This is a genomic window from Pseudomonas sessilinigenes, from assembly GCF_003850565.1.
GTDB classification, from domain to species: Bacteria; Pseudomonadota; Gammaproteobacteria; order Pseudomonadales; family Pseudomonadaceae; genus Aquipseudomonas; species Aquipseudomonas sessilinigenes.
Genome location: NZ_CP027706.1, coordinates 1,041,584 through 1,063,621 on the forward strand (window position 1 = coordinate 1,041,584; position 22,038 = coordinate 1,063,621).

Here is a 22,038-nt window from a genome sequence, read left to right on the forward strand (position 1 = left end):
GAGTGCAGCATGTCTGTCCAAGCCTTGTTCAAACCCTTTCAGCTGGGCGCGTTGGAATTGCCCTCCCGAGTCGTGATGGCCCCGATGACCCGGTCGTTCTCCCCGGGTGGCGTGCCCAATGCGAAAGTCGTCGAATACTACCGTCGACGGGCGGCGGCAGGTGTCGGCCTGATCATCACCGAAGGCACCACCGTCGGGCACCAGGCGGCCAATGGCTATCCCAATGTGCCGCAGTTCCATGGCGAAGCCGCGTTGGCGGGCTGGAAGAAAGTCGTGGATGCGGTGCATGCCGAGGGCGGCAAGATCGTCCCGCAGCTGTGGCATGTGGGCAACGTGCGGCGCCTGGGCACCGAGCCGGATGCCAGCGTGCCGGGCTACGGTCCCAGCGAGAAGCTCAAGGATGGCAAGGTCGTGGTGCACGGCATGACCCACCAGGATATCCAGGAGGTGATCGCAGCGTTCGCCCAGGCTGCCAAGGACGCCCAGAGCATTGGCATGGATGGCGTGGAGATCCACGGTGCCCACGGGTACCTGGTGGACCAGTTCTTCTGGGAAGGCAGCAACCAGCGCACCGATGAGTACGGCGGCGACCTGGCCCAGCGCTCGCGCTTTGCCATCGAGCTGATCCAGGCGGTCCGCGCCGCCGTGGGTGCGGATTTTCCGATTATCCTGCGTTTCTCCCAATGGAAGCAGCAGGACTACACTGCCCGGCTGGTACAGACACCAGAGGCCCTGGAGGCATTCCTCAAGCCATTGGTGGCGGCTGGCGTAGATATCTTCCACTGCTCGACCCGGCGTTTCTGGGAGCCGGAGTTCGAAGGCTCCGATCTCAACCTGGCGGGCTGGACCCGCAAGCTCACTGGCAAGCCCACCATCACCGTCGGTAGCGTTGGCCTGGATGGCGAGTTCCTGCAGTTCATGGTCAATACCGACAAGGTGGCCCAGCCGGCCAGCCTGGAGAACCTGTTGCAGCGCCTGGGCAACGACGAGTTCGACCTGGTGGCCGTGGGCCGCGCGCTGCTGGTCGATCCGGACTGGGCGCAGAAGGTTCGTGAAGGTCGCGAGCAGGACATCCGGCCGTTCAGCCGCGAAGCCTTGATGACCCTGGTCTAACGCGCGCTGCCGGGCGGCGAGGGTGGCAAGCCCCTTGCCGCACCGAGCTTGCCAAGGGCGCTGGCCGAGGTCTCGATGCTGCTGGTACCGGAAGGCGCCAGCGAGTGCTGGCAGGCGCTGCGCAGTTGATCCTCGAACTGCTCGATCACCGCAGGCCAGCCTTGGCGGCTGGCATGCTGGCGAGCGTTGAGGCGCACCCGGCGCAAGGTTTCAGTTTCTTCGAGCAGCCAGTTGGCGGCATCGCAGAACGCATTTTCATCCCCCGGCATCGCCAGCACGCCGTTGTAGCCGTGGCGGATATGCTGAGCCGCTGCTGCTTGATCGTAAGCCACCACGGCCAACCCCGAGGCCAGTGCTTCGAGTACCACGTTGCCGAAGGTCTCGGTCAGGCTGGGAAACAGGAACAGGTCGCCGCAGGCATAGTGTGCCGCCAGCGCCTCGCCTCGCTGGCTACCGCAGAACAACGCATCGGGCAGGCTTTTCTCCAGGGCCGCCCGCTGCGGGCCATCGCCCACCACGATCAGTTTCATCCTCTGCTGTGGATAACTCGCTTGCAGGCGCTCGAAGCAACGCTTGAGCAGGCCCAGGTTCTTCTCCGGTGCCAGGCGCCCGACATGGATCACCGCCAGGTCGTCGTTATCCAGCCCCCAACTGGCCCGCAGTTCGGCGACCCGCTTGGCCGGGTGAAACAACTGGCTGTCGACCCCGCGGGAGAGCAGCGCCAGGCGCTCGAAGTGGCGGCGCTCCAGTTCCAGGCACTGGCTGGCACTGGGTACCAGGGTCAGCTTCGAGCGGTTGTGGAACCAACGCAGGTAGTGGGTCAGCAGGCGTGTCAGCAGGCCCAGGCCGTACTGGCTGGAGTACTGCTGGAAGTTGGTATGGAAGCCACTGACCACCGAGATTCCCAGGCGTTTGGCCGCCCGCAGCGCGGACAGGCCCAGCGGTCCTTCGGTGGCGATATAGAGCACATCCGGGCGCTGGCGTTTCCAGCGGCGTAGCAGCTTGTGCATCGATGACTGGCCCCATTGCAGCCCCGGATACCCCGGCAGTGGCCAACCTCGGCACAGCAGCAGGGCTTCGTCGCTGCTCCGGCTCTGATCGCAGCCTTGGCGCGGGCGCACCAGTTCCACCTGGTGTCCACGGGCCCGCAGGCCATCGCACAGGCGGCCAAGGGTATTGGCCACGCCGTTGATTTCCGGCGGGAAGGTCTCGGTGATGAGGGTGATATGCAGGGCTGGGCTCATGACCCCAGTGTCGGCTGGGGCCATGTCGTCATTGTGACTTCGCAGTGATGGATTTATGACCGCTCAGCGCTGCGGTTCCAGAGCGCTGCGATAGTGCTCCAGGGCGGTCTCGGTGCTCCGGCGGAAAAAGTCCGCGTACAACTCCAGGGTCTGGCGGGTCAGTTCGGGGCCGGCCAGCTCCGGGGTGCCGACATTGAAAGGCGCGCGAGGGTGGTACTCGATGGTCAGCTCCAACAGCTTGGCGATCTGCTCGCCCCGCAAGCGGGCCAGAACCATCAACGCCGTCTCGAAGGAGCCGGTGGCGGGGCCTGCACTGTACAGCGGGCCGTCGATCACCACTTCGCCACCGCTGATCGCCGTGGCACCGAATGCCTCCAGGGTATGGATCAGGTGCAGGTTGGTGGTCGCCCGGCGTCCCTGCAGGAAACCGGCGGCGCCCAGCAGCAGGGCGCCGGCGCAGATGGAAATGACGAAGCGCGTACGCGGGCACTGTTTACGCAGGAACTGGATCAATTGCGGGTCTTCGATCGCTGATGTGCCCACTGCGCCTATCACCAGCACATCGAGGTCGGGCGGGCATTCGTCGAACGTCGTGCTGGCATGGCAGGGGAAGTCCGGCATGGCCATGACCGGATGGCGATCCTTCCACAGCACATGCAGTTCGGTATTGGGCGCCATGCCGAACACCGAGTGGGCGCCGGCGATATCCATCAGGGCGAACCCCGGGGCGATGAGAATCCCGACTTTTAGAGGTGTACCTGGTTCGAGCAGCATCTGAGGTTCCTTGGATTGGGCCGCGGCGGGGGCCGGGCTGGATGTACCTTAATCAGCCTGCACTTGGCGTTTTTGCCAAAAATGCGACAATTCACGCCAACTCCTTCCAGGTATCCAGGTCATGTCGCAGCCACCCAGGCTCATTCAGTTTCTGGTGTTTCCCGCAGTGAACATGCTCGATCTATCGGGCCCCCTGCGGGTGTTCGCTACCGCCAATGAGTTGCTGGCATTTGCCGGCCAAGCCGCGGCCTATGACGTCACTGTGATTGCTGCCCAGGCACCGTTGCTGTCTTGCGAGGGGCTGGAGTTCAACCCGCTGCCATTACCTGATGTCCAGTCGCCTTGCGACACTTTGCTGGTGATCGGTGGCCAGGGAGTGGGGGCGGCCTGCCGGGATGGCGCCCTGCCTCGCTGGATCGGACAGCGGGCACCGGTGGCCCGCAGGTTGGTGTCGATCTGCAATGGCGCCTTTCTGCTGGCGGCCGCCGGGCTGCTCGATGGCCGGCGTGCCGTGACCCACTGGAGCCGCTGCGAGGCGCTGGCCCGGCGCTTTCCCCTGGTCCGGGTCGAGCCCGATTCGATCTTCGTCAACGACGGGCCGATCTGGACTTCAGCCGGGGTCACGGCCGGCATCGACCTGGCCCTGGCCCTGGTGGAAGAGGACCTGGGTCATGAGCTGGCCCTGGAAATCGCCCGCTACCTGGTGGTTTTCCTCAAGCGTCCAGGCGGCCAGGCGCAGTTCAGTGTGCCGCTGTTCCTGCAGCATCGTGCTGGTGGTTTTGCCCAGTTGCATGCCTGGATCACCGAACATGTCGCCCAGGATCTGTCAGTGGCGGTGCTGGCGCAGCGGATGGGAATGAGCGAGCGCAGTTTCCTGCGTCACTACCGAGAGCAGACCGGCACTACGCCGGCCAAGGCGGTGGAGCGGATCCGGGTGGAGGCGGCACGGCAGTTGTTGGATGAAACCCCGTGGCCGCTCAAGCGGATCGCCCTGCGTTGCGGCCTGGGCAGCGAGGCGACATTCCGTCGTGCATTCCAGCGAGTTTTCGGCATCAACGCCCAGGATTACCGCCAGCGCTTCAGCTCTCGCGATGAGGCCAAAGCGCAGGTTCTCTGAGGTGCAAGATGGGGTCAGCGTGGCTGGCCCGGCAAGTTATCCACACCGCGCTCGCGGACCCAGAACAGCGTCGCCCCGGCCACGGCGGCGGGCATCATCAGGATGTTGACGAAGGGAATCATCAGCGCCAGGTAGACGATGCCGCCGAAACCCAGGCTCTGCCAGCGCTTCTGGCGTAGCCAGGCGAGCATGTCCTGCCAGCTCATCTTGTGGTTGTCCGCCGGGTAGTCGATGTACTGGATCGCCATCATCCAGATGCCGAACAGCAGCCACAGCGGTGCGGCCACCAGGTTGACCACCGGAATCAGCGAGAGGATGAACAGGCCGATGGCCCGGGGCAGGAAATACCCCAGCTTGCGCATTTCCCGGGACAGGGTCCGAGGGATCATCGCCAGCAGCTCCCCCCAGCTGAACGGTGGAAAGTCATCGGTGCCACGCACCACGGTCTCGACCTTTTCCGCGAGGAATCCGTTGAACGGAGCGGCAATGATGTTGGCCAACATGGTGAAGGAGAAGAACACCATCAGCACCACCAGCACCACGAACAGCGGCCACAGGATGTAGCTGAGAAAGCTCAGCCACTGCGGCAGGGTTGGCATCAGGGCGTCGACCCAGAGGCTGAACTGGTGGCCGGCGAAGTAGATCAAGCCGACGAACAGCACCAGGTTCACCAGCAGTGGCAAGAGCACGAACAGGCGCAGGCCGGGCGTGAGGATCAACTTGAGGCCCTCGCGCAGGTATTGCGGGCCGGACAGGACAGGGGCGGGCATAGAAGGCTCCGAGCAGAAGGAAAACGCGCCGACCTTACCGGCTTTGCACAAGGGGCGAAAGCACGGCGCACAGGGCGACATCAACGGTAACAAAGACCCTTTCAAATAGATGGCCAGAGAATAGAGACCGCCTATGAGCTGGATTGTTAAACCGTATTTCCTTAATCTTCGCCCCCTCTATACGCTGCACCCATTATTTTTTGGACGGACGAGTTTTAGCCTTCCCCAAGGTTTCGCCGTCCTTTTTTATTCCAGCCGGCAATCCGGCGTTCCGCGCCAGGGCATCCGGGCCGGTCGATAGGAGTGAGTCATGTCTGATGTACGTCATTCGCGTGTGATTATTCTCGGTTCCGGCCCTGCCGGTTACAGCGCCGCGGTCTATGCCGCCCGCGCCAACCTGAAGCCACTGCTGATCACTGGCATGCAGGCCGGCGGCCAGCTGACCACCACCACCGAAGTCGACAACTGGCCCGGCGACGTGCACGGCCTGACCGGCCCGGCGCTGATGGAGCGGATGCGCGAGCACGCCGAGCGTTTCGAAACCGAAATCGTCTTCGACCACATCAATGCCGTGGACTTCGCCGCCAAGCCCTACACCCTGACCGGTGACAGCGGCACCTACACCTGTGATGCCCTGATCATCGCCACCGGCGCCAGTGCTCGCTACCTGGGCCTGCCATCGGAAGAGGCGTTCATGGGCAAGGGCGTTTCGGCCTGCGCCACCTGCGACGGTTTCTTCTACCGCAACAAGCCGGTTGCCGTGGTCGGCGGCGGCAACACCGCTGTCGAGGAAGCCCTGTACCTGGCCAACATCGCCAGCAAGGTCACCCTGATCCACCGTCGCGATACCTTCCGCGCCGAGAAGATCCTGATCGATAAGCTCCACGCCCGGGTTGCCGAAGGCAAGATCGAACTCAAGCTCAACGCTACCCTGGACGAAGTGCTGGGCGACAACATGGGCGTGACCGGTGCCCGCCTGAAGAACAACGATGGCAGCTTCGACGAGCTGAAAGTCGACGGTGTGTTCATCGCTATCGGCCACACCCCGAACACCTCGCTGTTCGAAGGCCAGCTGGAGCTCAAGGACGGTTACCTGGTGGTACAAGGTGGCCGTGAAGGCAATGCCACCGCCACCAGCGTCGAGGGTATCTTCGCCGCCGGCGACGTGGCCGACCACGTCTACCGCCAGGCCATCACCTCGGCCGGCGCCGGTTGCATGGCAGCCTTGGACACCGAGCGTTACCTGGACGGTCTGCAGAACGCTTCGTTCTGATCGTCCTGAAATGAAAAAAACCGGCGCAAGCCGGTTTTTTCATGCCTCATGGAAAGCCTCGCGCAGCTGCCGCAGGCCCGGCAGCGCGTGGTAGCCGGATCAGGCCTTGCGCACCAGGGGCTGGGCGCTGAACTTCACTCCGGCCAGGCCATGGGCGATCAGGGCGCGGATATTGCCGTGGTCGCTGCCCTCAGGGGTGGCCAGTACCGAGCGGTAGTGCTCGCCGAAGGCCAGCAAGGCCTCCTGGTCGCTCAGGCCTTCGAGCAGGGCCAGGCCCAGGGTCTTGCACGAGCCTTCGTTCTGCCCGGCGGCATTGTCCACGCCGCCGTTGTTGAAGGCCTGGGGCTGGTAGTCATAACCGCTGGCGACAAAGGCCAGGGTATCGGCAAACGGGTGTTCGCCGCTGTTCAGGCTGGCGCGCAGGGTGTTGAGGTCAGTCATTGGGTTTTCCTTTGGCGAACGCCGCTTGCTGCTCGGCGCTGGCTTCTTTCTGGTAGAGATTTTTCCATTCGGCATAGGGCATGCCATACACCACTTCACGGGCCTCATCGAGGCTCACTTCGATCTGGCGCTGGTCGGCCTCGGCCTTGTACCACTTGGACAGGCAGTTGCGGCAGAACCCGGCAAGGTTCATCAGGTCGATGTTCTGCACGTCCTTGCGGTTGTCCAGATGGGCCACCAGACGGCGAAAGGCCGCCGCTTCCAGTTCCAGGCGTTGTTGAGGGGACATAAGACTCTCTGCACATAGAGGGGTGGGAACAGCTGCAAGCTACAAGCTACGAGCGGCAAGTCAAAGCCGAACCGCTTTTACTTGCCGCTTGCCGCTAGCGACTTGCCGCTAACGTGATGGACACCGATTCGGCAAAGCGCAGGGCGTGGGGTTTGTCGACTTCGACCTCGGCGTACTGCACCGAGGCATTGCCCATCACCAGGTCCAGCAATTCCTGGGTCAGTCGTTCCAGCAGCGCAAAGCGGTTGCCTTCGACATGGGCGATGATCGCCTTGGTAATGGTGCGATAGTTCAGCGCGTGATCGATGTCGTTGTCGCGCACCGCATCCTGGGCCGGATACAGGATGGTCAGGTTGATCAGCACATCCTGCTTGTTGAGGATCTCTTCCTCGTTGATTCCGATGTAGGTCCGCAGGAGCAGGTCCTTGACTCGGATACGAGCCATTCCAGGCTGAAGTTGTGGCATTTACTTGCTCCGTCCAATCAATTGCAGGAATTCCTGGCGAGTGGTGCTCAAGTCGCGGAAGGCGCCGAGCATCACCGAGGTATGCATGGTGGAATTCTGTTTCTCGACGCCGCGCATCATCATGCACATGTGCTTGGCTTCGATGACCACCGCGACGCCGGCGGCCTGGGTTACGCTTTGTACGGCGTCGGCGATTTCCCGGGTGAGATTTTCCTGGATCTGCAGGCGCCTGGCGAACATGTCGACGATCCGTGCGATCTTCGACAGGCCCAGCACCTTGCCGGTGGGAATATAAGCCACATGGGCCTTGCCGATGAAGGGCAGCAGGTGATGTTCGCACAGTGAGTACAACTCGATGTCGGCGACGATCACCATCTCGTCGCTGTCGGAAGCGAACAGCGCGCCGTTGACGATTTCTTCCAGGGACTGGCTGTAGCCATGACACAGGTACTGCATGGCCTTGGCCGCGCGCTTGGGGGTATCGAGCAGGCCTTCGCGCTCGGGGTCTTCACCGAGCCCCTTGAGGATGGCGCGGTAGTGCTGGGACAGGGAAAGGCTCATGCAAGGTCCTCGCGGGGCGGTCTACTTGACGTGCCGCCCGCCATTGACGGTCAGGGTGGTACCGGTGACGTAGGGGTTGTCCAGCAGATAACGCAGGCTCTGGTAGACCACCTCGGCGCCGGGTTCGATCCCCAGCGCGGACTTGGCCAGGGTCTTGGCGCGGTACTGCGCATCGTCGTCGGCATTGAACAATAGCAGGGCCGGGGCGATGCCGTTGACCTTGATCTGCGGTGCATATTTCGCGGCGAAGGACAGGGTCAGGCTATCCAGGCCTGCCTTGCTGGCGCAGTAGGCGATGTGCTTGCTGCTGCCCTTGCGGGTCACGTCGTCGCTGATGTGGATGATGTCCGCCGGGCTGGAGTGTTGCAGCAACTCGGCGCAATGCAGGTTGATCAGGTAGGGCGCCAGCATGTGCACGCCGAACATCCGGGCAAAGGCGTCGCTCTCCTGGCCCGGGTTTTCCGGCAGCCATTCCGAGGCATTGTGGATGATTGCCCGCAGCCGATCGGTGTGCCGCTTGAGCTCGGCGATCAGGGCCATGATCCCGTTCTCGCTGGAGAGGTCGGCGAACAGCAGGGTCGCGCCCTTGTCGCGCAGGGTCTCGAGCCCCGGGCGCTGGCTGCGATAAGTGACGATCAGCGGATGCCCGTCCTCCAGCAGGCGCAGGGCGCAATGCAGGCCGACACGCTGGCTGGCGCCGGTGATCAGGATCGGGGCAGTGGAGGCGTTCATGGTGGGCTCGCGTCGCGGGTAGAGCCGAACTATACCAGCGGCGGTGCTGCGCCGTGGGGTGGATCGCTGGAGGGCCGGTGCCGCCACATGCGGTGTGGCACCGGCCTGCACCAGGCTTTACGGGTTCTGCGTCGAGGGTGTCGCCGGCAGTGGGCGGGCCGGGGCGGCGTTGAGCCAGTTGGCCAGCAACCTTGTGGACAGCGGGATGAAGAAATAGACCATCAGCGGGGTCAGGGCCAGGGTGCTGACGAATACCCGTGCCAGCATGCCGAGGTCGTTGAGCAGCGGCCCGAGGACGAAGTTGAACAACAGCGAGACCGGAAAGAACGCCAGCCAGATGGCTACGGCCTGTTTCCAGCGTGGTGGGCGTTGTCCGGCGGCGCCGAACCAGCCATCGATGCCGCTGACCCGGTGCTCCGAAGGATGGGCGAACAGGTCGCTACCCCGGGCCAGCCAGGCGGTGCGAGAGGCGGAGTGTTCCCAGGTATGCAGGGTCTGTTCGTCGACGAAGCGGAAGATGATCTGGAATTCATCATCGCCGGGCGGTGGGGCCAGGACGCCGGAGCCCAGGTAGCCGGGAAAGTCGGTGGCCAGTTGTTCGCCTTCGCGCAGCCAGGCGATCAGGTCCTGGTAGCGGCCGTCGGCAACGCGCCGGGCCACCATCAGGGTGACAGGTGAGGTAGACATCATGTATCTCCGTAAAACCAATGCGTTGCCTGGGTAAGGCAATCGCTGACGGGGCACCGGGGTGTCGGGCCGCGTTCGGGACAAGCAAGGATTATTCCTGATTGGCACTGGAGTACCAAAGACAATGGTCGGATTTTCCCATGCTTGAAGCATCGCTACCCGGGCAGAGTAGAATGGCGACCATTTTGTTTACCGGTGTTTTCTCCTCCAGATGCCCGCCACCACTGAACTTGCCGTCGCCGCTCAAGCGCCCGATCCCCTTCGACCGGAGGCGCTGTTTCCGATTCGCGAAGTTGCACGCCTGACCGGGATCAACCCGGTGACTCTACGGGCTTGGGAACGACGCTACGGTCTGATCCAGCCGACACGCACCGAAAGTGGGCATCGCCTGTATTCCATGCACGATGTTGAGGCAGTGCGCGAGATCCTCGGCTGGATCGAACGTGGCGTGGCGGTGAGCAAGGTCGGCAAGATCCTGGCCAAGAGCCGGATGGCCCAGTCCCAGTGCCTGGCACCTGTCAATGAAGGGCTGCTGGGCGAATACGGCCGGTGGCGCGATCAGTTGAAGTTGGCAGTGAGCGCCTTCGATGAAGCGCAACTGGATCGCCTCTATGGCCAGGTGTTTTCCTGCTATGCGCTGCCGGTGGTGTTCCAGGAAATCTTCCTGCCGTTCTGGAAGCAGTTGCTGCAGGATCGGGAAGTGTTTGGCCAAACCAGCGAGTGGCTGTTCCTGGATGGCTTCTTGCGCGGGCGGATCCTGCAACGCCTGGCACTGCAACGGGCGACGCCGCAGCACCTGTTGCTGACGGCATTCAACCAGCAATGTCGCGAGTTGGAACTGCTGGTGGCAGCGCTGTTGCTGGGGCATGACCAATTGGGCGTGCGCGTGCTGGGGCCCGGCGTGCCATTACAGGAGCTGACCCTGGTCTGTGAACAGCTCAAGCCCCAAGCCCTGGTGGTGTTTTCCAACCACGCACCCACGACGGAGTTGCCCAAGCGTCTCAAGCGCCTGGCGCTGACGCTGGATTGTCCATTGATGCTGGCAGGTGATGCCGCGGACCTGGCCCAGGACAGCTTCATCGATTCGCCGGTGGTGTGCCTGGGAAGCGAAGGGCGCGTGATGCAGCAGCGCCTGCGGCAGTTTCTCGGCGGGTACCTGGATACCTGAGGCCGAGTCGGCTGGTCTCAGGCGTGCAGGGCAGGATGGGTATGGCGATGCTGCTGGAGGATGAACTGGCGCAAGCGCTCGGTTTCCTCGGTATCGCTCTGGTCCAGGCGATAGGCATAGAAGCCGGCCTCGGTCGCCCGTTCGAACTGCCCGTGCAGGGCAATCCGCTCATATCCCGAAGGGCTGAACCACTGGGCGAACTGCCGAGGTGGTCGGGTTTTGTTGCGGATTTCCAGCAGGACGCCCTTGAACGACACTTCACGCACCCATAGGCGCCCGGGCTGGCCCTTGGCGTTTTCCAGGGCCACGGGCTCCGGCAGCGCCAGGCGCCATGGCCGCACCATGGGACCTTCCTCGAAAATACTGGGCACCCCCAGGCGCAGGTGCAGGGCGTGGAACTCGTCCTCCACCAGGTGCAGGGGGAAGGTCATCTGCTGATTGTCGAAATGAGCCTGGATGGTGACCTTTTCGTTGGCCGCCAGGCGGGTCAGCAAGTCACGGATCTGCGAGCCGCCGTTGACCAGCAGGCTGGAGGTGGTGTCGCGCACATTGAGGTGCGGGTTGTGTTGCATGGTCCGGATGAAGTCCAGCTCATCCTGGGTGAGAAGGGCGTCGCGCTGCATGATGATGCTCGAAAGGTGAAAGACAGATCCGCAGGAGATACCCCTACAGACCACTAAACCTGCGACTTATTAGCGCCGTTGGTCGCCTTGAGGGCGGCCAGTTCGGCCTGGGCTGCGGCCAGTTGCTGTTCCAGTTGCAACAAGCGCTGCTGTGCCTTGACCTGCACACTGACATCTTTTTGCACACCGATGAAATAGTTCAGCTGATCAGCATCGTTGAACACCGGGGTGATCGACAACTCGTTCCAGAAGTGGCTGCCGTCCTTGCGATAGTTGCGCAGCACCTCGCGGCACGGCCTGCCTTCCCTCAACGCCTGGCGAATCACCTGCAGGGCTGGCTGGTCACGATCGCCGGACTGCAGGAAGCGGCAGTCCTGGTAGAGCACTTCATCGGCGCTGTAGCCGGTCAGTCGTTCGAACGCCGGGTTCACATAGATCACGATGTTGTCCTCGCCTTCCTGTTCGGCGACCACGATGCCGTCGTTGGAGGCGTTGATCATCCGTTGCAGCAAGTGTGCATTGATCATTCCGAGGGTCCGTCATCGATCGGCGAGGGCTGGATTCTAAGGCATGCTGGCATTGTGTCTACAGGTGCTTTGCAGTGCACGACACGCCAGCGACGGGATTTTACTCCGTAGCTGTTAATATCCCAGGCTTTTAGTCAGCTTCAGGATCAGATTGATGAAAGTCGCCATCCTTTCCGGCACGGTGTACGGCACGGCTGAAGAAGTCGCCCGGCATGCCGCCAAGCTTCTCGACGCCGCGGGCTTCGAGGCCTGGCACAATCCGCGCGCGACCCTGGCGGATGTCCAGGCATTCGCTCCCCAGGCATTTCTCGCGGTGACCTCCACCACTGGCATGGGTGAGTTGCCGGACAACCTGCAACCCCTGTACTCGAGCATTCGCGATCAGTTGCCAGCGGCCTGGCGCGGTTTGCCCGGGGCGGTGATCGGCCTGGGCGACTCCAGCTATGGCGACACCTTCTGCGGCGGCGGCGAGCAGATGCGCGAACTGTTCGCCGAACTGGGTGTGCAGGAGGTGTTGCCGATGCTACGCCTGGACGCCAGCGAGAGCGTGACCCCGGAAACCGACGCCGAGCCTTGGCTGGCACAACTGGTCAGCGCACTGCGGGGCTGACCGGCTGTTCCCGTAGCAGCGCCAGCCAGGCCTGTGCAGCCTTGGACAGATAGGCGCCTTCGCGCCAGATGAAGGCGATGTCCCAGCGCAGGTATTGCGGGGCCGTCAAGGTCAGGCGCACCACCCCCGGGCGCACCAGGGCCCGCGCCACCACGCTGGGCAGCAGCACCACACCCTGGCCGGCCGCTACCAGCGCCGCGAGGAAGTCCGCCTGGCCGCTGCGCCCGCCTTCCCTGGGGGTGAAGCCCACTTGCTGGCAGGCCTGGAGCAGGCGGTCGTTGAGCACGAAGCTGCGCTGATACAGCAGGAACGGGGTATCGGCCAGTTCCTCCAGGCGCACCTTGGCATTCATCGCCAGCGGATGATCGGCGGGCAGCAGGGCATCCAGCGGCTCATCGCAGAACGGCTGGTAGGCGAAGGCCGGGTCCTTGGGGGTCAGGCTGCCGCCCAGTTCCAGCTCGCCGCTGCGCACCGCCTGCTCGACGTTCAGGCTGCCGCCCTCGAGCAAATGCACCTGGATATTCGGATAGCGCCGCCGGTACTCGGCGAAGCGACTGGCGAACAGCGTATCGCTGCCCAGCATCGGCAGGCCCAGGCGCAACTCGCCCCGGGTCATGTGGCTCAGGTCGTCCAGTTCGCTGAGCAACTCGTTGCGCAGGCGCAGCATGCCCTCGGCCCGTTGCAGCACCACGTTGCCAGCGGCAGTGAGATGAATGTGCGAGCCCTGGCGCTCCAGCAACGGCGTGCCCAGGCTCTGTTCCAGCTGGGCGACCTGCTTGCTCACCGCCGACTGGCTGATATGCAGGGTCTTGGCGGCCTGGGTGAAGCCGCCCTGGTGGATCACTTCGACGAAGCTGCGCAGTTGCTTGAAATCCATGGTTGGAATTCCAGTTTGGAATGGCTTCCAGTCTAACAATTCGCTTCGGTGATGGCGGGGCTTTTCATAAAATAGGCCCCTGAGAGGACCGAACCCCCATGAACATTCCCACCTTCAAACGCCTTGGCCGCCTGCTGTGCGAGCTGGCGGTGCTGCTGGCCATCTATTTTCTCGGCTGCCAACTGGCTACCTGGTTGCCCTGGCCGATTCCCGGCGGGGTCATCGGCCTGGCCATGCTGTTGCTGGCCTTCGCCCTGGGCTGGGTCAAGCCGGCGGCCCTGCAACTGGGCGCTGGCCTCTTGATGGCGGAGATGCTGCTGTTCTTCATCCCGGCGCTGATGAGCCTGCTGGACTACGGCGGCCTGCTGCGCCAGGACGGCTGGCGGATCCTGCTGGTGATCGGCGTCAGCACCTTGCTGGTGATGCTGGTGACCGCGCTGACCGTGGAGCTGGTGTGCCGCTGGAGGATGCGCCATGAAGCTTGAGGCGATGCCGATGTTCTGGCTGGCGCTGACCCTTGGCGCCTATCTGTTCAGCCGCTGGATCTACCGTCGCACCGGGCGCTACCTGTTGTCGCCGCTGATCCTGGTGCCGGCGTTGCTGCTGGCGGTGGCGGTGCCGCTGCATACGGCCTACGCCGAGTATGCCGCCAATACCCACTGGCTGATGCTGGTGCTGGGTCCGGTGACCGTGGCCTTCGCCATTCCCATCTGGCAGCAGCGCCAGTTGCTGATGCGCCATTGGTCGGCGCTGTTGCTGGGCATGCTGGCCGGTAGCGCGGCGTCCATCGGCAGCTCCTTCGGCCTGGCCCGGCTCTTGGCCCTGGACAGTTCGGTAACCCTGTCGCTGGTGCCGCGCTCGATCACCACGCCATTCGCCATGCCCCTGGCCCATGACTTGGGCGGCGTACCCGAACTGACGGCGGTATTCGTGATGTTCACCGGGGTGTTCGGAGCGATGCTCGGTGGCGTGCTGTTGCGTTGGCTGCCCTTGCGCAGTGCCCTGGCCCGGGGCGCCCTGTTCGGGGTCGGTGCCCATGGCGCCGGGGTCAGCCGGGCCCACGAAGTCGGTGGTGAGGAAGGGTCGGTAGCGGGGCTGGTGATGGTGCTCACCGGGTTGTTGAATCTGTTTGCCGCTCCTTTGCTGGCGTCGCTGCTTTGACGTGAAGGCGCCGTGGCGCAACCCGGCCGCCGGCTGACCCGCTCGGTCATCAAGCTGGCTGCCAAGGCGACTCCGTGGTGTGGCTGGGGTGTCTAGACTCCGAGGGTCCTCCTTCCAATAAAAGCCAACATGAGGTCCCTGCCGTGAGCCTAGCCCCCGTTCAATCCACCGCGAGCGTCAAAGACCAGGTCAGCGCCCTGGAGTGGCAAACCCGCCAGGACCTGGCCGCCTGCTACCGACTGGTGGCGATGCATGGCTGGGATGACCTGATCTTCACGCACATCTCGGCCAAGGTGCCGGGCACCGACGAGTTCCTGATCAATCCGTTCGGCATGATGTTCCATGAGATCACTGCGTCCAGCCTGGTGAAGGTCGACCAGGCCGGCAACAAGCTGATGGACAGCCCCTACGAGATCAATCCGGCGGGCTACACCATCCATAGTGCGGTCCATGCCGTGCGCCACGATGTGCTCTGCGTGCTGCATACCCACACCGCGGCAGGGGTGGCGGTATCGGCCCAGCAGCAGGGCGTGTTGCCCATCAGCCAGCAGTCGCTGTTCGTCCTTGCCAGCCTCGGCTACCACCCCTACGAGGGCGTGGCCCTGAACCCCGAGGAGAAGGTCCGATTGCAGGCGGACCTGGGCGACAACAATTTCCTGATGCTGCACAACCATGGCCTGCTCACCTGTGGTGCGAGCATCGCCGACACCTTCCTGATGATGTTCATCTTCCAGCGTGCCTGTGAGATCCAGGTGCTGGCACAGAACGGCGGTGCCGAGTTGATTGCCATTCCCGCGCCGGTCCTGAGCGGGGCCAAGGCAATGATCGCCGGAGTCACCCGCAGTGCCCAGGGCATGGGCGGGGTGCTGGCCTGGCCGGCCCTGCTGCGCAAGCTCGATCAACTCGATACAGGTTACAAATCCTGATGCCTATCGCCGAGATCCCCCTGAGTGTCTGGCGTACGCACGGACAGGACTTCGTGTTCCGTGGCCAGGCCATCCGCTATTGGGTAGCAGGGCAGGGAGAGCCGCTGCTGTTGATCCATGGTTTCCCCACCGCCAGTTGGGACTGGCACTACCTGTGGCAACCCCTGGCGCGGCGCTATCAGGTGATCGCCTGCGACATGCTCGGTTTCGGCGATTCGGCCAAGCCCCTGGAGCATGACTACAGCCTGCTGGAACAGGCGGACCTGCAGCAGGCCCTGCTGGCGCACCTGGGGATTGTCGAGCCGCTGCACCTGTTGGCTCATGACTATGGCGACAGCGTTGCCCAGGAACTGCTGGCGCGTCACTACGAGGAGCGCCTGGAGATCGCCAGTTGTGTGTTTCTCAATGGCGGCCTGTTTCCGGAAACCCATCGCCCGGTGTTGACCCAGAAACTGCTGCTCAGCCCGCTGGGCTGGATGCTCGGACGGGTCTTCAGTCGCGAGGGGCTGGCCAGGAGCCTGCGCCAGATCTCGGGCCCGCAAAACCGTCCCAGCGAGACGGTACTGGACGACTTCTGGAGCCTGGTGCAGAGCAACGATGGCCCGCGCATCCTGCACAAGCTGATCGGCTACATCCCTGAGCGCAGGCAGCGGCGTGATCGCTGGGTCGAGGCCATGCAGCGCGGCGAGGTGCCGTTGCGGGTGATCGACGGCGCCCATGATCCGATCTCCGGGGCGCATATGGTGGAGCGCTACCGGCAACTGGTTCCGCGACCGGATACCGTGCTGCTGCCAGGTATTGGCCACTACCCGCAGATCGAGGCGCCCCTGGCAGTGCTCAAGCACTACTTGGCCTTTCGCGGCGGCCTGTTGGTCCCGGCGCAGCGTGTCGTGGGCTCCTGAGCGGCCAGTTGGGGCGACTATCCCGCTGTCTTATCGCGCACCATTCAGCTCTGGGCGTGTTCGTTGTGGGCATCGGCCGGCTGCCTGACACTCAGGGCCTTGTCCATTGGCCCTGCTGGAGTTCGGTATGAGTGAGTCTGTGCGCTTGGAAGATAAAGTAGTGATCATCACCGGGGCCGGCGGGGGCCTGGGACGGGCTCATGCGTTGTTGTTCGCTCGCCACGGCGCCAGGGTACTGGTCAATGACCTAGGTGGTTCGGCCCAGGGCGAGGGCGCCAGTGCCTCGGCGGCCGATCGGGTCGTGGCGCAGATCCGCGAGGCCGGAGGGATCGCCGAGGCCAACCATGACTCGGTCACCGATGGCGAGAAGATCGTGCAGAACGCGCTGGATGCCTTTGGCCGGGTCGATGTGGTGGTCAACAACGCCGGGATCCTGCGGGACAAGACCTTCCACAAGATGGACGATACCGATTGGGACCTGGTGTACCGGGTACACGTGGAGGGTGCCTACAAGGTCACTCGCGCTGCCTGGCCGCACCTGCGCGAACAGGGCTACGGGCGGGTGATCTTTACCGCTTCCACCTCGGGTATCTACGGCAACTTCGGCCAGTCCAACTACGGCATGGCCAAGCTGGGCCTGTACGGCCTGACCCGGACCCTGGCGCTGGAAGGGCGCAAGAACAACATCCTGGTCAACGCCATTGCCCCCACCGGTGGCACGCGGATGACCGAGGGGCTGATTCCGCCCCAGGTGTTCGAGCAGCTCAAGCCGGAGCTGGTCAGCCCGCTGGTGGTGTACCTGGGCAGCGAACAGTGCCAGGAAACCTCCGGACTGTTCGAAGTCGGTGGTGGCTGGATCGGCAAGGTGCGCTGGGAGCGCAGCCTGGGGGCCGGTTTCGATCCGCGCCAGGGTTTCTCGCCGGAGGATGTCGCGGCCCATTGGCGAGAGATCTGCGATTTCGACGGCGCGGTCCACCCCAAGGACAACATCGAGGCGCTCGGGCAGATGATGCAGAATCTGCAAAAGTACGCGATCTGAGTGCCCATGGCGGCCGCTTCGAACACTCTCTTGCAGGCCGCGCCAGTTCTCTGGAACGGCGGCCGCGATTGCTCTTCTCGGGCGTCCTGCCCGGTCATTTCCCAGGCATAAAAAAGGCCGCTGCAAGAGCAGCGGCCGAAGTAAGACGTTAGATCAAGGAGCTACAAAATCAACGTCGGTGAACCTGGGTGGGCGGCTTGAACCGGGTCGTTTCAAGCCTGCCGAAATCTGTTGCCGAAAAGCCCTGGACAGCACTTTCATCGGGGGTGGAGCCAGGCTGTTTGCCCTGACTGCGAAAGAAGAATAAGCCCTGGCCGGTATTGGAAAAATAGCGATTCAGGACAAGGACTATTACAGCCAGAGCAATAGTCGTGGTGCTCGGCAGGTGCGCGCCGAGGCTGTTTGCCAGGCGCCACCGCCCGTGTGCAGAAGTCGGTGGATGGCCTGGCAGCAGGGGCCAGGTGCCGAGGCTGGCGAGTGGGCTGGGGGGTTATTCCGGCTGGGCCTGGTAACCCATGCGCCAGCTCGCGGCGCGGCAGGCCGCCAGCAGGCGTTGCGCCGCCGGACCATGCTCGTCGGCATGGAACAGCGATGTCGGCCCGACCACCGTCAGGACGGCGGCGATCTTGCCGGTGGCATCGAACACCGGCGCCGACAGGGCATCGACCCCGGGCATCAGCAGGCCATGGATGTGATGCAGGCCGCGCTGGCGGATCTGTTCGGCCAGGGCATCGTGGGCCTGTGTCTCGGCCAGGGTGTGGGAACTGGCTTCGGCCAATTCCTGCTGGCGCAGATCGAGGGTTTCCCGCTGCGGCAGGTAGGCGTTGAACACCAGCCCGGTGGACGAGCTGAGCAGGGGCAGAACCGAACCCAATTGAGTGACCACGGTCACCGCGCGCACCGCCGGTTCGATATGCACCACGGTGGCGCCGCGGTTGCCCCACACCGCGAGAAAACAGGTTTCGTTCAATTCATCGCGCAGTTCCGCCAGGGGCAGGGCGGCGACTCTCAGCACATCCATGCTGCCCAGGGCCGCCAGGCCCACCCGCAGGGCTTCACGCCCCAGGCCATAGTGGTTGGTGGCACTGTTCTGTTCGGCGAAACCGCTGGCGATCAACGCTTGCAGATAGCGATGAACCTTGCTCGCGGGCATCTGCACATGTTCGGCCAGGCGCGAGAGGGAGGTGCTCGGCGACAGTTCGGCCAGGGCCTTGAGGATGTCGGTCCCGACCTCGGCCGAGCGGACTTTCTGTTTACCGTTGCTATCGCTGCTGCTGGGCGATTTTTCCATGGAGGTGTAGGGGTCCCGTGACAAGTGGCGGTCTTTATAGCTTGACGCTCCCGGGCAATCAAATTACGTTATGCGTAATTGGATTACGATAAAAATAACCCAGGCGTGCCGATAACTCTTGTGAGGGAGTGGTGGGCCCCTGCCTACTCCAACTTCCAGGAGGCTCCATGAACCTCGATTCTTCGGCGTCCGCCCTCAGCTACCAATCCGGCTTCGGCAACGAATTTTCCAGCGAAGCCCTGCCGGGCGCATTGCCCATCGGCCAGAACTCCCCGCAGAAAGCCCCCTACGGCCTGTATGCCGAGCTGTTTTCCGGCACCGCGTTCACCATGACCCGCAGCGAAGCCCGGCGTACCTGGATGTACCGTATCCAGCCTTCGGCCAAGCATCCGGCTTTCGCCCGCCTGGAACGCCAATTGGCCGGTGGCGAGCTGGGCGAAGTGACGCCCAACCGCCTGCGCTGGAGCCCGCTGCCGATCCCCGCGCAGCCGACGGATTTCATCGATGGCCTGGTGGCCATGGTGGCCAACTCGCCCGCGCAGAAACCTGCGGGTATCAGCGTCTATCACTACCGCGCCAACCGCTCCATGGAGCGAGTGTTCTTCAACGCCGACGGCGAGTTGCTGCTGGTGCCCGAACTGGGCCGCCTGCGCATCGTCACCGAACTGGGCGTGCTGGAGCTCGAACCGCTGGAGATCGCCGTGCTGCCGCGCGGCCTGAAGTTCCGCGTCGAGCTGCTGGACCCGCAAGCCCGTGGCTACATTGCCGAGAACCACGGCGCGCCGCTGCGCCTGCCCGACCTGGGGCCGATCGGCAGCAACGGCCTGGCCAACCCCCGGGACTTCCTGGCCCCGGTGGCCCATTACGAAGACCTGCGCCAGCCCACCGCCCTGGTGCAGAAGTACCTCGGCGAGCTTTGGGGTTGCGAGCTGGACCACTCGCCGCTGGACGTGGTGGCCTGGCACGGCAACAACGTGCCGTACAAATACGACCTGCGCCGCTTCAATACCATCGGCACCGTCAGCTTCGACCACCCCGACCCGTCGATCTTCACCGTCCTGACCTCGCCCACCAGCGTGCCGGGCATGGCCAACCTGGACTTCGTGATCTTCCCGCCGCGCTGGATGGTGGCCGAGAACACCTTCCGTCCACCATGGTTCCACCGCAACCTGATGAACGAGTTCATGGGCCTGATCCAGGGGGCCTACGACGCCAAGGCCGAGGGCTTCCTGCCCGGCGGTGCTTCGCTGCACAGCTGCATGAGTGCCCACGGCCCGGATGGCGAGACTTGCACCAAGGCGATCAACGTCGAGTTGCAGCCGGCCAAGATCGACAACACCATGGCCTTCATGTTCGAGACCAGTCAGGTGCTGCGCCCGAGCGGCTTCGCCCTGGAATGCGCGCAACTGCAGAACGACTACGATGCTTGCTGGGCTTCGCTGCCCGTCACCTTCAACCCGAATCGGAGATAACCCATGACCTTGTCCACCATCACCCGTAGCTGGGTCGAGTCTGCCAACGGTCACCCCGACTTCCCGTTGCAGAACCTGCCCCTGGGCGTCTTCAGCACCCAGGGTTCGGCCCCCCGCAGCGGCGTGGCCATCGGTGAGCAGATCCTGGACCTGGAGGCGGCGCTGGACGCCGGCCTGTTCGAGGGCCTGGCCAAATCCGCGGTGGAGGCTACCCGTGGCGGCCAGTTGAATGCCTTCTTCCAGCTCGGTCGCCCGGCTCGTGTGGCCCTGCGCGAGCGCCTGCTGGAACTGCTGGCCGAAGGCAGCAGCCTGCAAGGCAAGATCCAGGCCCTGGGGGCGAAGCTGCTGCCCCAGGCCACTGATTGCCAGATGCATGTGCCGGCCAGGATCAACGACTACACCGACTTCTACGTGGGCATCGAGCATGCGCAGAACGTCGGCAAGCTGTTCCGCCCCGACAACCCCTTGCTGCCCAACTACAAGTACGTGCCGATCGGCTACCACGGCCGGGCCTCGACCATCCGCGCCTCCGGTGCCGACGTGCGCCGGCCCAAGGGCCAGACCCTGCCGGCGGGGCAGAGCGAGCCGACCTTCGGCCCTTGCGCACGCCTGGACTATGAACTGGAACTAGGGATCTGGATTGGCCAGGGCAACGAGATGGGCGAGTCGATCGCCATCGGCGATGCCGCCGAGCACATCGCCGGTTTCTGCCTGCTCAACGACTGGTCGGCACGGGATATCCAGGCTTGGGAATACCAGCCGCTGGGGCCGTTCCTGTCCAAGAGTTTCATCACCAGCATCTCGCCCTGGGTGGTGACCGCCGAGGCCCTGGAACCTTTCCGCCAGGCCCAGCCGGCGCGCCCCGAAGGCGACCCGCAGCCGTTGTCCTATCTGCTGGACAAGCGTGACCAGGCCGCAGGCGCCTTCGATATCGAACTGGAGGTGCTGCTGATCACCCAGGCCATGCGCGAGCAGGGCTTGCCGGCCCATCGCCTGACCCTGAGCAATACCCAGTACATGTATTGGACCGTGGCCCAGATGGTGGCTCACCACAGCGTCAACGGTTGCCAATTGCAGGCTGGCGACCTGTTCGGCTCGGGTACCTTGTCCGGCCCGCAGAGCGGCCAGTTCGGTAGCCTGCTGGAGATCACCGAGGGTGGCAAGAAGCCGGTCGAGCTGGCCTCTGGCGAGGTACGCAAGTTCCTGGAGGATGGCGACGAGATCATCTTGCGCGGGCGCTGCCGCCGCGAAGGCTTCGCCTCCATCGGCTTCGGCGAATGCCGGGGCACCGTCCAGCCAGCCCGCTAAGGGGAGTGCAGCATGGAGCTCTATACCTACTACCGTTCCACCGCGTCGTACCGGGTGCGCATCGCCTTGGGCCTCAAGGGCCTGGACTACCAGGCTGTCCCGGTCAACCTGCTGGTGCCCAAGGGCGGCGCCAACCGCCTGCCGGAGTACCTGGAGATCAATCCCCAGGGCCGGGTCCCGGCCCTGCGCACCGACGAGGGCGACCTGCTGATCCAGTCGCTGGCGATCATCGAGTACCTGGAGGAGCGTTATCCACAGGTGCCGTTGTTGCCCGAGGACCTGGTCGGCCGTGCCCGCGCCCGGGCAGTGGCGGCAATCATCGGTTGCGACGTGCATCCGCTGCATAACTCCAGCACGCAGAACCTGCTGCGGGAGTGGGGCCATGAGGAAGCGCAACTGCTGGTGTGGATCGATCACTGGATCAGCCAGGGCCTGGCGGCCCTGGAACAGCTGATCGGCGATGAAGGCTTCTGCTTCGGCGAGCAGCCGGGGCTGGCCGATGTGTTCCTGATCCCGCAGTTGTACGCCGCCGAGCGCTTCAAGGTGTCGCTGGAAGCCTATCCACGGATTCTCCGGGTAGCGGCGCTGGCCGCCAAGCACCCGGCGTTCCAGGCCGCCCACCCGGCCAACCAGCCCGACACTCCGGCCTGACCCCTGGACGCCCTGA

Annotated in this window: 26 protein-coding genes; 13 read left to right on the forward strand and 13 right to left on the reverse strand. The window is 64.0% G+C overall.

Annotated features, from left to right (window positions below):
- Positions 1–9 precede the first annotated feature (9 nt).
- Positions 10–1,113: an NADH:flavin oxidoreductase gene (locus C4K39_RS04700; protein WP_124345767.1), complete on the forward strand. Its 1,104-nt coding sequence runs from the start codon at positions 10–12 to the stop codon at positions 1,111–1,113.
- Here C4K39_RS04700 and C4K39_RS04705 read toward each other — a convergent pair.
- The gene (locus C4K39_RS04705; RefSeq protein ID WP_124345768.1) at positions 1,110–2,381 is read right to left on the reverse strand and encodes a glycosyltransferase family 4 protein; all 1,272 of its coding nucleotides are present in this window, start codon (positions 2,379–2,381) and stop codon (positions 1,110–1,112) included. The genes C4K39_RS04700 and C4K39_RS04705 overlap by 4 nt on opposite strands.
- A gap of 39 nt (positions 2,382–2,420) precedes the next feature.
- On the reverse strand, positions 2,421–3,131 hold the full coding sequence (locus C4K39_RS04710) for a DJ-1/PfpI family protein (RefSeq protein ID WP_124345769.1): 711 nt from the start codon (positions 3,129–3,131) through the stop codon (positions 2,421–2,423).
- Positions 3,132–3,252: 121 nt separating this feature from the next.
- Between C4K39_RS04710 and C4K39_RS04715 the strand changes: the two genes are divergently transcribed.
- Entirely contained in the window at positions 3,253–4,248 is a 996-nt protein-coding gene (locus C4K39_RS04715; RefSeq protein ID WP_068584158.1) for a GlxA family transcriptional regulator, read from the forward strand.
- Between the two features lie 14 nt (positions 4,249–4,262).
- Here the strand turns inward: C4K39_RS04715 and cysZ are convergent, their stop codons facing one another.
- Positions 4,263–5,018: a sulfate transporter CysZ gene (gene cysZ, locus C4K39_RS04720; RefSeq protein ID WP_068584155.1), complete on the reverse strand. Its 756-nt coding sequence runs from the start codon at positions 5,016–5,018 to the stop codon at positions 4,263–4,265.
- Between the two features lie 310 nt (positions 5,019–5,328).
- On the opposite strand from cysZ, the gene trxB reads away from it, so the two are divergent.
- The gene (trxB, locus tag C4K39_RS04730) at positions 5,329–6,291 is read left to right on the forward strand and encodes a thioredoxin-disulfide reductase (RefSeq protein WP_068584152.1); all 963 of its coding nucleotides are present in this window, start codon (positions 5,329–5,331) and stop codon (positions 6,289–6,291) included.
- Between the two features lie 99 nt (positions 6,292–6,390).
- On the opposite strand, the gene C4K39_RS04735 is transcribed toward trxB, so the two are convergent.
- The 6 genes from C4K39_RS04735 to C4K39_RS04760 form a co-directional block, all read right to left on the reverse strand.
- The gene (locus tag C4K39_RS04735; protein ID WP_068584149.1) at positions 6,391–6,732 is read right to left on the reverse strand and encodes a HopJ type III effector protein; all 342 of its coding nucleotides are present in this window, start codon (positions 6,730–6,732) and stop codon (positions 6,391–6,393) included.
- Entirely contained in the window at positions 6,725–7,021 is a 297-nt protein-coding gene (locus tag C4K39_RS04740) for a DUF1244 domain-containing protein (RefSeq protein ID WP_068584146.1), read from the reverse strand. The genes C4K39_RS04735 and C4K39_RS04740 overlap by 8 nt, the downstream gene beginning before the upstream one ends.
- A 94-nt stretch (positions 7,022–7,115) precedes the next feature.
- On the reverse strand, positions 7,116–7,487 hold the full coding sequence (gene folX / locus C4K39_RS04745) for a dihydroneopterin triphosphate 2'-epimerase (protein ID WP_068584143.1): 372 nt from the start codon (positions 7,485–7,487) through the stop codon (positions 7,116–7,118).
- Complete coding sequence (folE, locus tag C4K39_RS04750; RefSeq protein WP_068584140.1) at positions 7,488–8,048, reverse strand: GTP cyclohydrolase I FolE; 561 nt, start codon at positions 8,046–8,048, stop codon at positions 7,488–7,490.
- 21 nt (positions 8,049–8,069) lie between these two features.
- Positions 8,070–8,780, reverse strand: coding sequence for a dihydromonapterin reductase (gene folM / locus C4K39_RS04755; protein WP_068584137.1), 711 nt, complete (start codon positions 8,778–8,780; stop codon positions 8,070–8,072).
- Between the two features lie 117 nt (positions 8,781–8,897).
- A complete protein-coding gene (locus tag C4K39_RS04760) occupies positions 8,898–9,467 on the reverse strand; it encodes a putative antibiotic biosynthesis monooxygenase (protein WP_068584134.1) in 570 nt (189 codons plus the stop codon).
- Between the two features lie 211 nt (positions 9,468–9,678).
- Between C4K39_RS04760 and C4K39_RS04765 the strand changes: the two genes are divergently transcribed.
- Positions 9,679–10,635, forward strand: coding sequence for a MerR family transcriptional regulator (locus C4K39_RS04765; protein WP_068584131.1), 957 nt, complete (start codon positions 9,679–9,681; stop codon positions 10,633–10,635).
- A 17-nt stretch (positions 10,636–10,652) separates the two neighbouring features.
- Here the strand turns inward: C4K39_RS04765 and C4K39_RS04770 are convergent, their stop codons facing one another.
- Positions 10,653–11,258, reverse strand: a complete 606-nt coding sequence (locus tag C4K39_RS04770; protein WP_068584128.1) for a hypothetical protein — start codon at positions 11,256–11,258, stop codon at positions 10,653–10,655.
- 53 nt (positions 11,259–11,311) lie between these two features.
- On the reverse strand, positions 11,312–11,785 hold the full coding sequence (locus C4K39_RS04775) for a PAS domain-containing protein (RefSeq protein ID WP_068584125.1): 474 nt from the start codon (positions 11,783–11,785) through the stop codon (positions 11,312–11,314).
- 154 nt (positions 11,786–11,939) lie between these two features.
- On the opposite strand from C4K39_RS04775, the gene C4K39_RS04780 reads away from it, so the two are divergent.
- The gene (locus tag C4K39_RS04780; RefSeq protein WP_124345770.1) at positions 11,940–12,395 is read left to right on the forward strand and encodes a flavodoxin; all 456 of its coding nucleotides are present in this window, start codon (positions 11,940–11,942) and stop codon (positions 12,393–12,395) included.
- Here C4K39_RS04780 and C4K39_RS04785 read toward each other — a convergent pair.
- Positions 12,376–13,272, reverse strand: coding sequence for a LysR family transcriptional regulator (locus tag C4K39_RS04785; protein WP_068584121.1), 897 nt, complete (start codon positions 13,270–13,272; stop codon positions 12,376–12,378). The two genes, C4K39_RS04780 and C4K39_RS04785, sit on opposite strands and share 20 nt — an antisense overlap.
- A gap of 98 nt (positions 13,273–13,370) precedes the next feature.
- On the opposite strand from C4K39_RS04785, the gene C4K39_RS04790 reads away from it, so the two are divergent.
- The 5 genes from C4K39_RS04790 (at position 13,371) to C4K39_RS04810 (ending at position 17,300) form a co-directional block, all read left to right on the forward strand.
- Positions 13,371–13,757, forward strand: coding sequence for a CidA/LrgA family protein (locus tag C4K39_RS04790; protein WP_124345771.1), 387 nt, complete (start codon positions 13,371–13,373; stop codon positions 13,755–13,757).
- Entirely contained in the window at positions 13,747–14,433 is a 687-nt protein-coding gene (locus tag C4K39_RS04795; RefSeq protein WP_053134186.1) for an LrgB family protein, read from the forward strand. Before C4K39_RS04790 ends, C4K39_RS04795 begins: the two co-directional genes overlap by 11 nt.
- Before the next feature lie 143 nt (positions 14,434–14,576).
- A complete protein-coding gene (locus C4K39_RS04800; protein WP_124345772.1) occupies positions 14,577–15,359 on the forward strand; it encodes a class II aldolase/adducin family protein in 783 nt (260 codons plus the stop codon).
- Positions 15,359–16,261: an alpha/beta fold hydrolase gene (locus tag C4K39_RS04805; protein WP_068584112.1), complete on the forward strand. Its 903-nt coding sequence runs from the start codon at positions 15,359–15,361 to the stop codon at positions 16,259–16,261. The genes C4K39_RS04800 and C4K39_RS04805 overlap by 1 nt, the downstream gene beginning before the upstream one ends.
- Positions 16,262–16,388: 127 nt before the next feature.
- Positions 16,389–17,300 (forward strand): SDR family oxidoreductase, encoded by a 912-nt coding sequence (locus C4K39_RS04810; RefSeq protein WP_068584108.1) that lies wholly within the window; start codon positions 16,389–16,391, stop codon positions 17,298–17,300.
- A gap of 490 nt (positions 17,301–17,790) precedes the next feature.
- On the opposite strand, the gene C4K39_RS04815 is transcribed toward C4K39_RS04810, so the two are convergent.
- The gene (locus tag C4K39_RS04815; RefSeq protein WP_068584105.1) at positions 17,791–18,591 is read right to left on the reverse strand and encodes an IclR family transcriptional regulator; all 801 of its coding nucleotides are present in this window, start codon (positions 18,589–18,591) and stop codon (positions 17,791–17,793) included.
- Positions 18,592–18,758: 167 nt separating this feature from the next.
- On the opposite strand from C4K39_RS04815, the gene hmgA reads away from it, so the two are divergent.
- From hmgA to maiA, 3 genes are read left to right on the forward strand one after another with little or no spacing between them, the layout of a single operon-like run.
- Positions 18,759–20,063, forward strand: a complete 1,305-nt coding sequence (hmgA, locus tag C4K39_RS04820) for a homogentisate 1,2-dioxygenase (RefSeq protein WP_068584102.1) — start codon at positions 18,759–18,761, stop codon at positions 20,061–20,063.
- A gap of 3 nt (positions 20,064–20,066) precedes the next feature.
- Positions 20,067–21,371 carry a fumarylacetoacetase gene (gene fahA, locus C4K39_RS04825; protein ID WP_068584099.1) on the forward strand — a complete coding sequence of 435 codons (1,305 nt, stop codon included), beginning with the start codon at positions 20,067–20,069 and terminating at the stop codon, positions 21,369–21,371.
- A 12-nt stretch (positions 21,372–21,383) separates the two neighbouring features.
- Positions 21,384–22,022 (forward strand): maleylacetoacetate isomerase, encoded by a 639-nt coding sequence (maiA, locus tag C4K39_RS04830; protein ID WP_124345773.1) that lies wholly within the window; start codon positions 21,384–21,386, stop codon positions 22,020–22,022.
- Positions 22,023–22,038: the final 16 nt, after the last annotated feature.

What these genes read in the sequence shown, in the direction of transcription:
- cysZ (WP_068584155.1), bottom strand. Translation starts at nt 5,018, where the DNA reads ATGCCCGCCCCTGTCCTGTCCGGCCCGCAATACCTGCGCGAGGGCCTC.
- C4K39_RS04810 (WP_068584108.1), top strand. Translation starts at nt 16,389, where the DNA reads ATGAGTGAGTCTGTGCGCTTGGAAGATAAAGTAGTGATCATCACCGGG.
- trxB (WP_068584152.1), top strand. Translation starts at nt 5,329, where the DNA reads ATGTCTGATGTACGTCATTCGCGTGTGATTATTCTCGGTTCCGGCCCT.
- C4K39_RS04805 (WP_068584112.1), top strand. Translation starts at nt 15,359, where the DNA reads ATGCCTATCGCCGAGATCCCCCTGAGTGTCTGGCGTACGCACGGACAG.
- C4K39_RS04700 (WP_124345767.1), top strand. Translation starts at nt 10, where the DNA reads ATGTCTGTCCAAGCCTTGTTCAAACCCTTTCAGCTGGGCGCGTTGGAA.
- C4K39_RS04760 (WP_068584134.1), bottom strand. Translation starts at nt 9,467, where the DNA reads ATGTCTACCTCACCTGTCACCCTGATGGTGGCCCGGCGCGTTGCCGAC.
- C4K39_RS04740 (WP_068584146.1), bottom strand. Translation starts at nt 7,021, where the DNA reads ATGTCCCCTCAACAACGCCTGGAACTGGAAGCGGCGGCCTTTCGCCGT.
- C4K39_RS04785 (WP_068584121.1), bottom strand. Translation starts at nt 13,272, where the DNA reads ATGGATTTCAAGCAACTGCGCAGCTTCGTCGAAGTGATCCACCAGGGC.
- C4K39_RS04765 (WP_068584131.1), top strand. Translation starts at nt 9,679, where the DNA reads ATGCCCGCCACCACTGAACTTGCCGTCGCCGCTCAAGCGCCCGATCCC.
- folE (WP_068584140.1), bottom strand. Translation starts at nt 8,048, where the DNA reads ATGAGCCTTTCCCTGTCCCAGCACTACCGCGCCATCCTCAAGGGGCTC.
- C4K39_RS04780 (WP_124345770.1), top strand. Translation starts at nt 11,940, where the DNA reads ATGAAAGTCGCCATCCTTTCCGGCACGGTGTACGGCACGGCTGAAGAA.
- maiA (WP_124345773.1), top strand. Translation starts at nt 21,384, where the DNA reads ATGGAGCTCTATACCTACTACCGTTCCACCGCGTCGTACCGGGTGCGC.
- C4K39_RS04775 (WP_068584125.1), bottom strand. Translation starts at nt 11,785, where the DNA reads ATGATCAATGCACACTTGCTGCAACGGATGATCAACGCCTCCAACGAC.
- C4K39_RS04790 (WP_124345771.1), top strand. Translation starts at nt 13,371, where the DNA reads ATGAACATTCCCACCTTCAAACGCCTTGGCCGCCTGCTGTGCGAGCTG.
- C4K39_RS04770 (WP_068584128.1), bottom strand. Translation starts at nt 11,258, where the DNA reads ATGCAGCGCGACGCCCTTCTCACCCAGGATGAGCTGGACTTCATCCGG.
- fahA (WP_068584099.1), top strand. Translation starts at nt 20,067, where the DNA reads ATGACCTTGTCCACCATCACCCGTAGCTGGGTCGAGTCTGCCAACGGT.
- C4K39_RS04710 (WP_124345769.1), bottom strand. Translation starts at nt 3,131, where the DNA reads ATGCTGCTCGAACCAGGTACACCTCTAAAAGTCGGGATTCTCATCGCC.
- C4K39_RS04705 (WP_124345768.1), bottom strand. Translation starts at nt 2,381, where the DNA reads ATGGCCCCAGCCGACACTGGGGTCATGAGCCCAGCCCTGCATATCACC.
- C4K39_RS04715 (WP_068584158.1), top strand. Translation starts at nt 3,253, where the DNA reads ATGTCGCAGCCACCCAGGCTCATTCAGTTTCTGGTGTTTCCCGCAGTG.
- C4K39_RS04815 (WP_068584105.1), bottom strand. Translation starts at nt 18,591, where the DNA reads ATGGAAAAATCGCCCAGCAGCAGCGATAGCAACGGTAAACAGAAAGTC.
- folX (WP_068584143.1), bottom strand. Translation starts at nt 7,487, where the DNA reads ATGCCACAACTTCAGCCTGGAATGGCTCGTATCCGAGTCAAGGACCTG.
- C4K39_RS04735 (WP_068584149.1), bottom strand. Translation starts at nt 6,732, where the DNA reads ATGACTGACCTCAACACCCTGCGCGCCAGCCTGAACAGCGGCGAACAC.
- hmgA (WP_068584102.1), top strand. Translation starts at nt 18,759, where the DNA reads ATGAACCTCGATTCTTCGGCGTCCGCCCTCAGCTACCAATCCGGCTTC.
- folM (WP_068584137.1), bottom strand. Translation starts at nt 8,780, where the DNA reads ATGAACGCCTCCACTGCCCCGATCCTGATCACCGGCGCCAGCCAGCGT.
- C4K39_RS04795 (WP_053134186.1), top strand. Translation starts at nt 13,747, where the DNA reads ATGAAGCTTGAGGCGATGCCGATGTTCTGGCTGGCGCTGACCCTTGGC.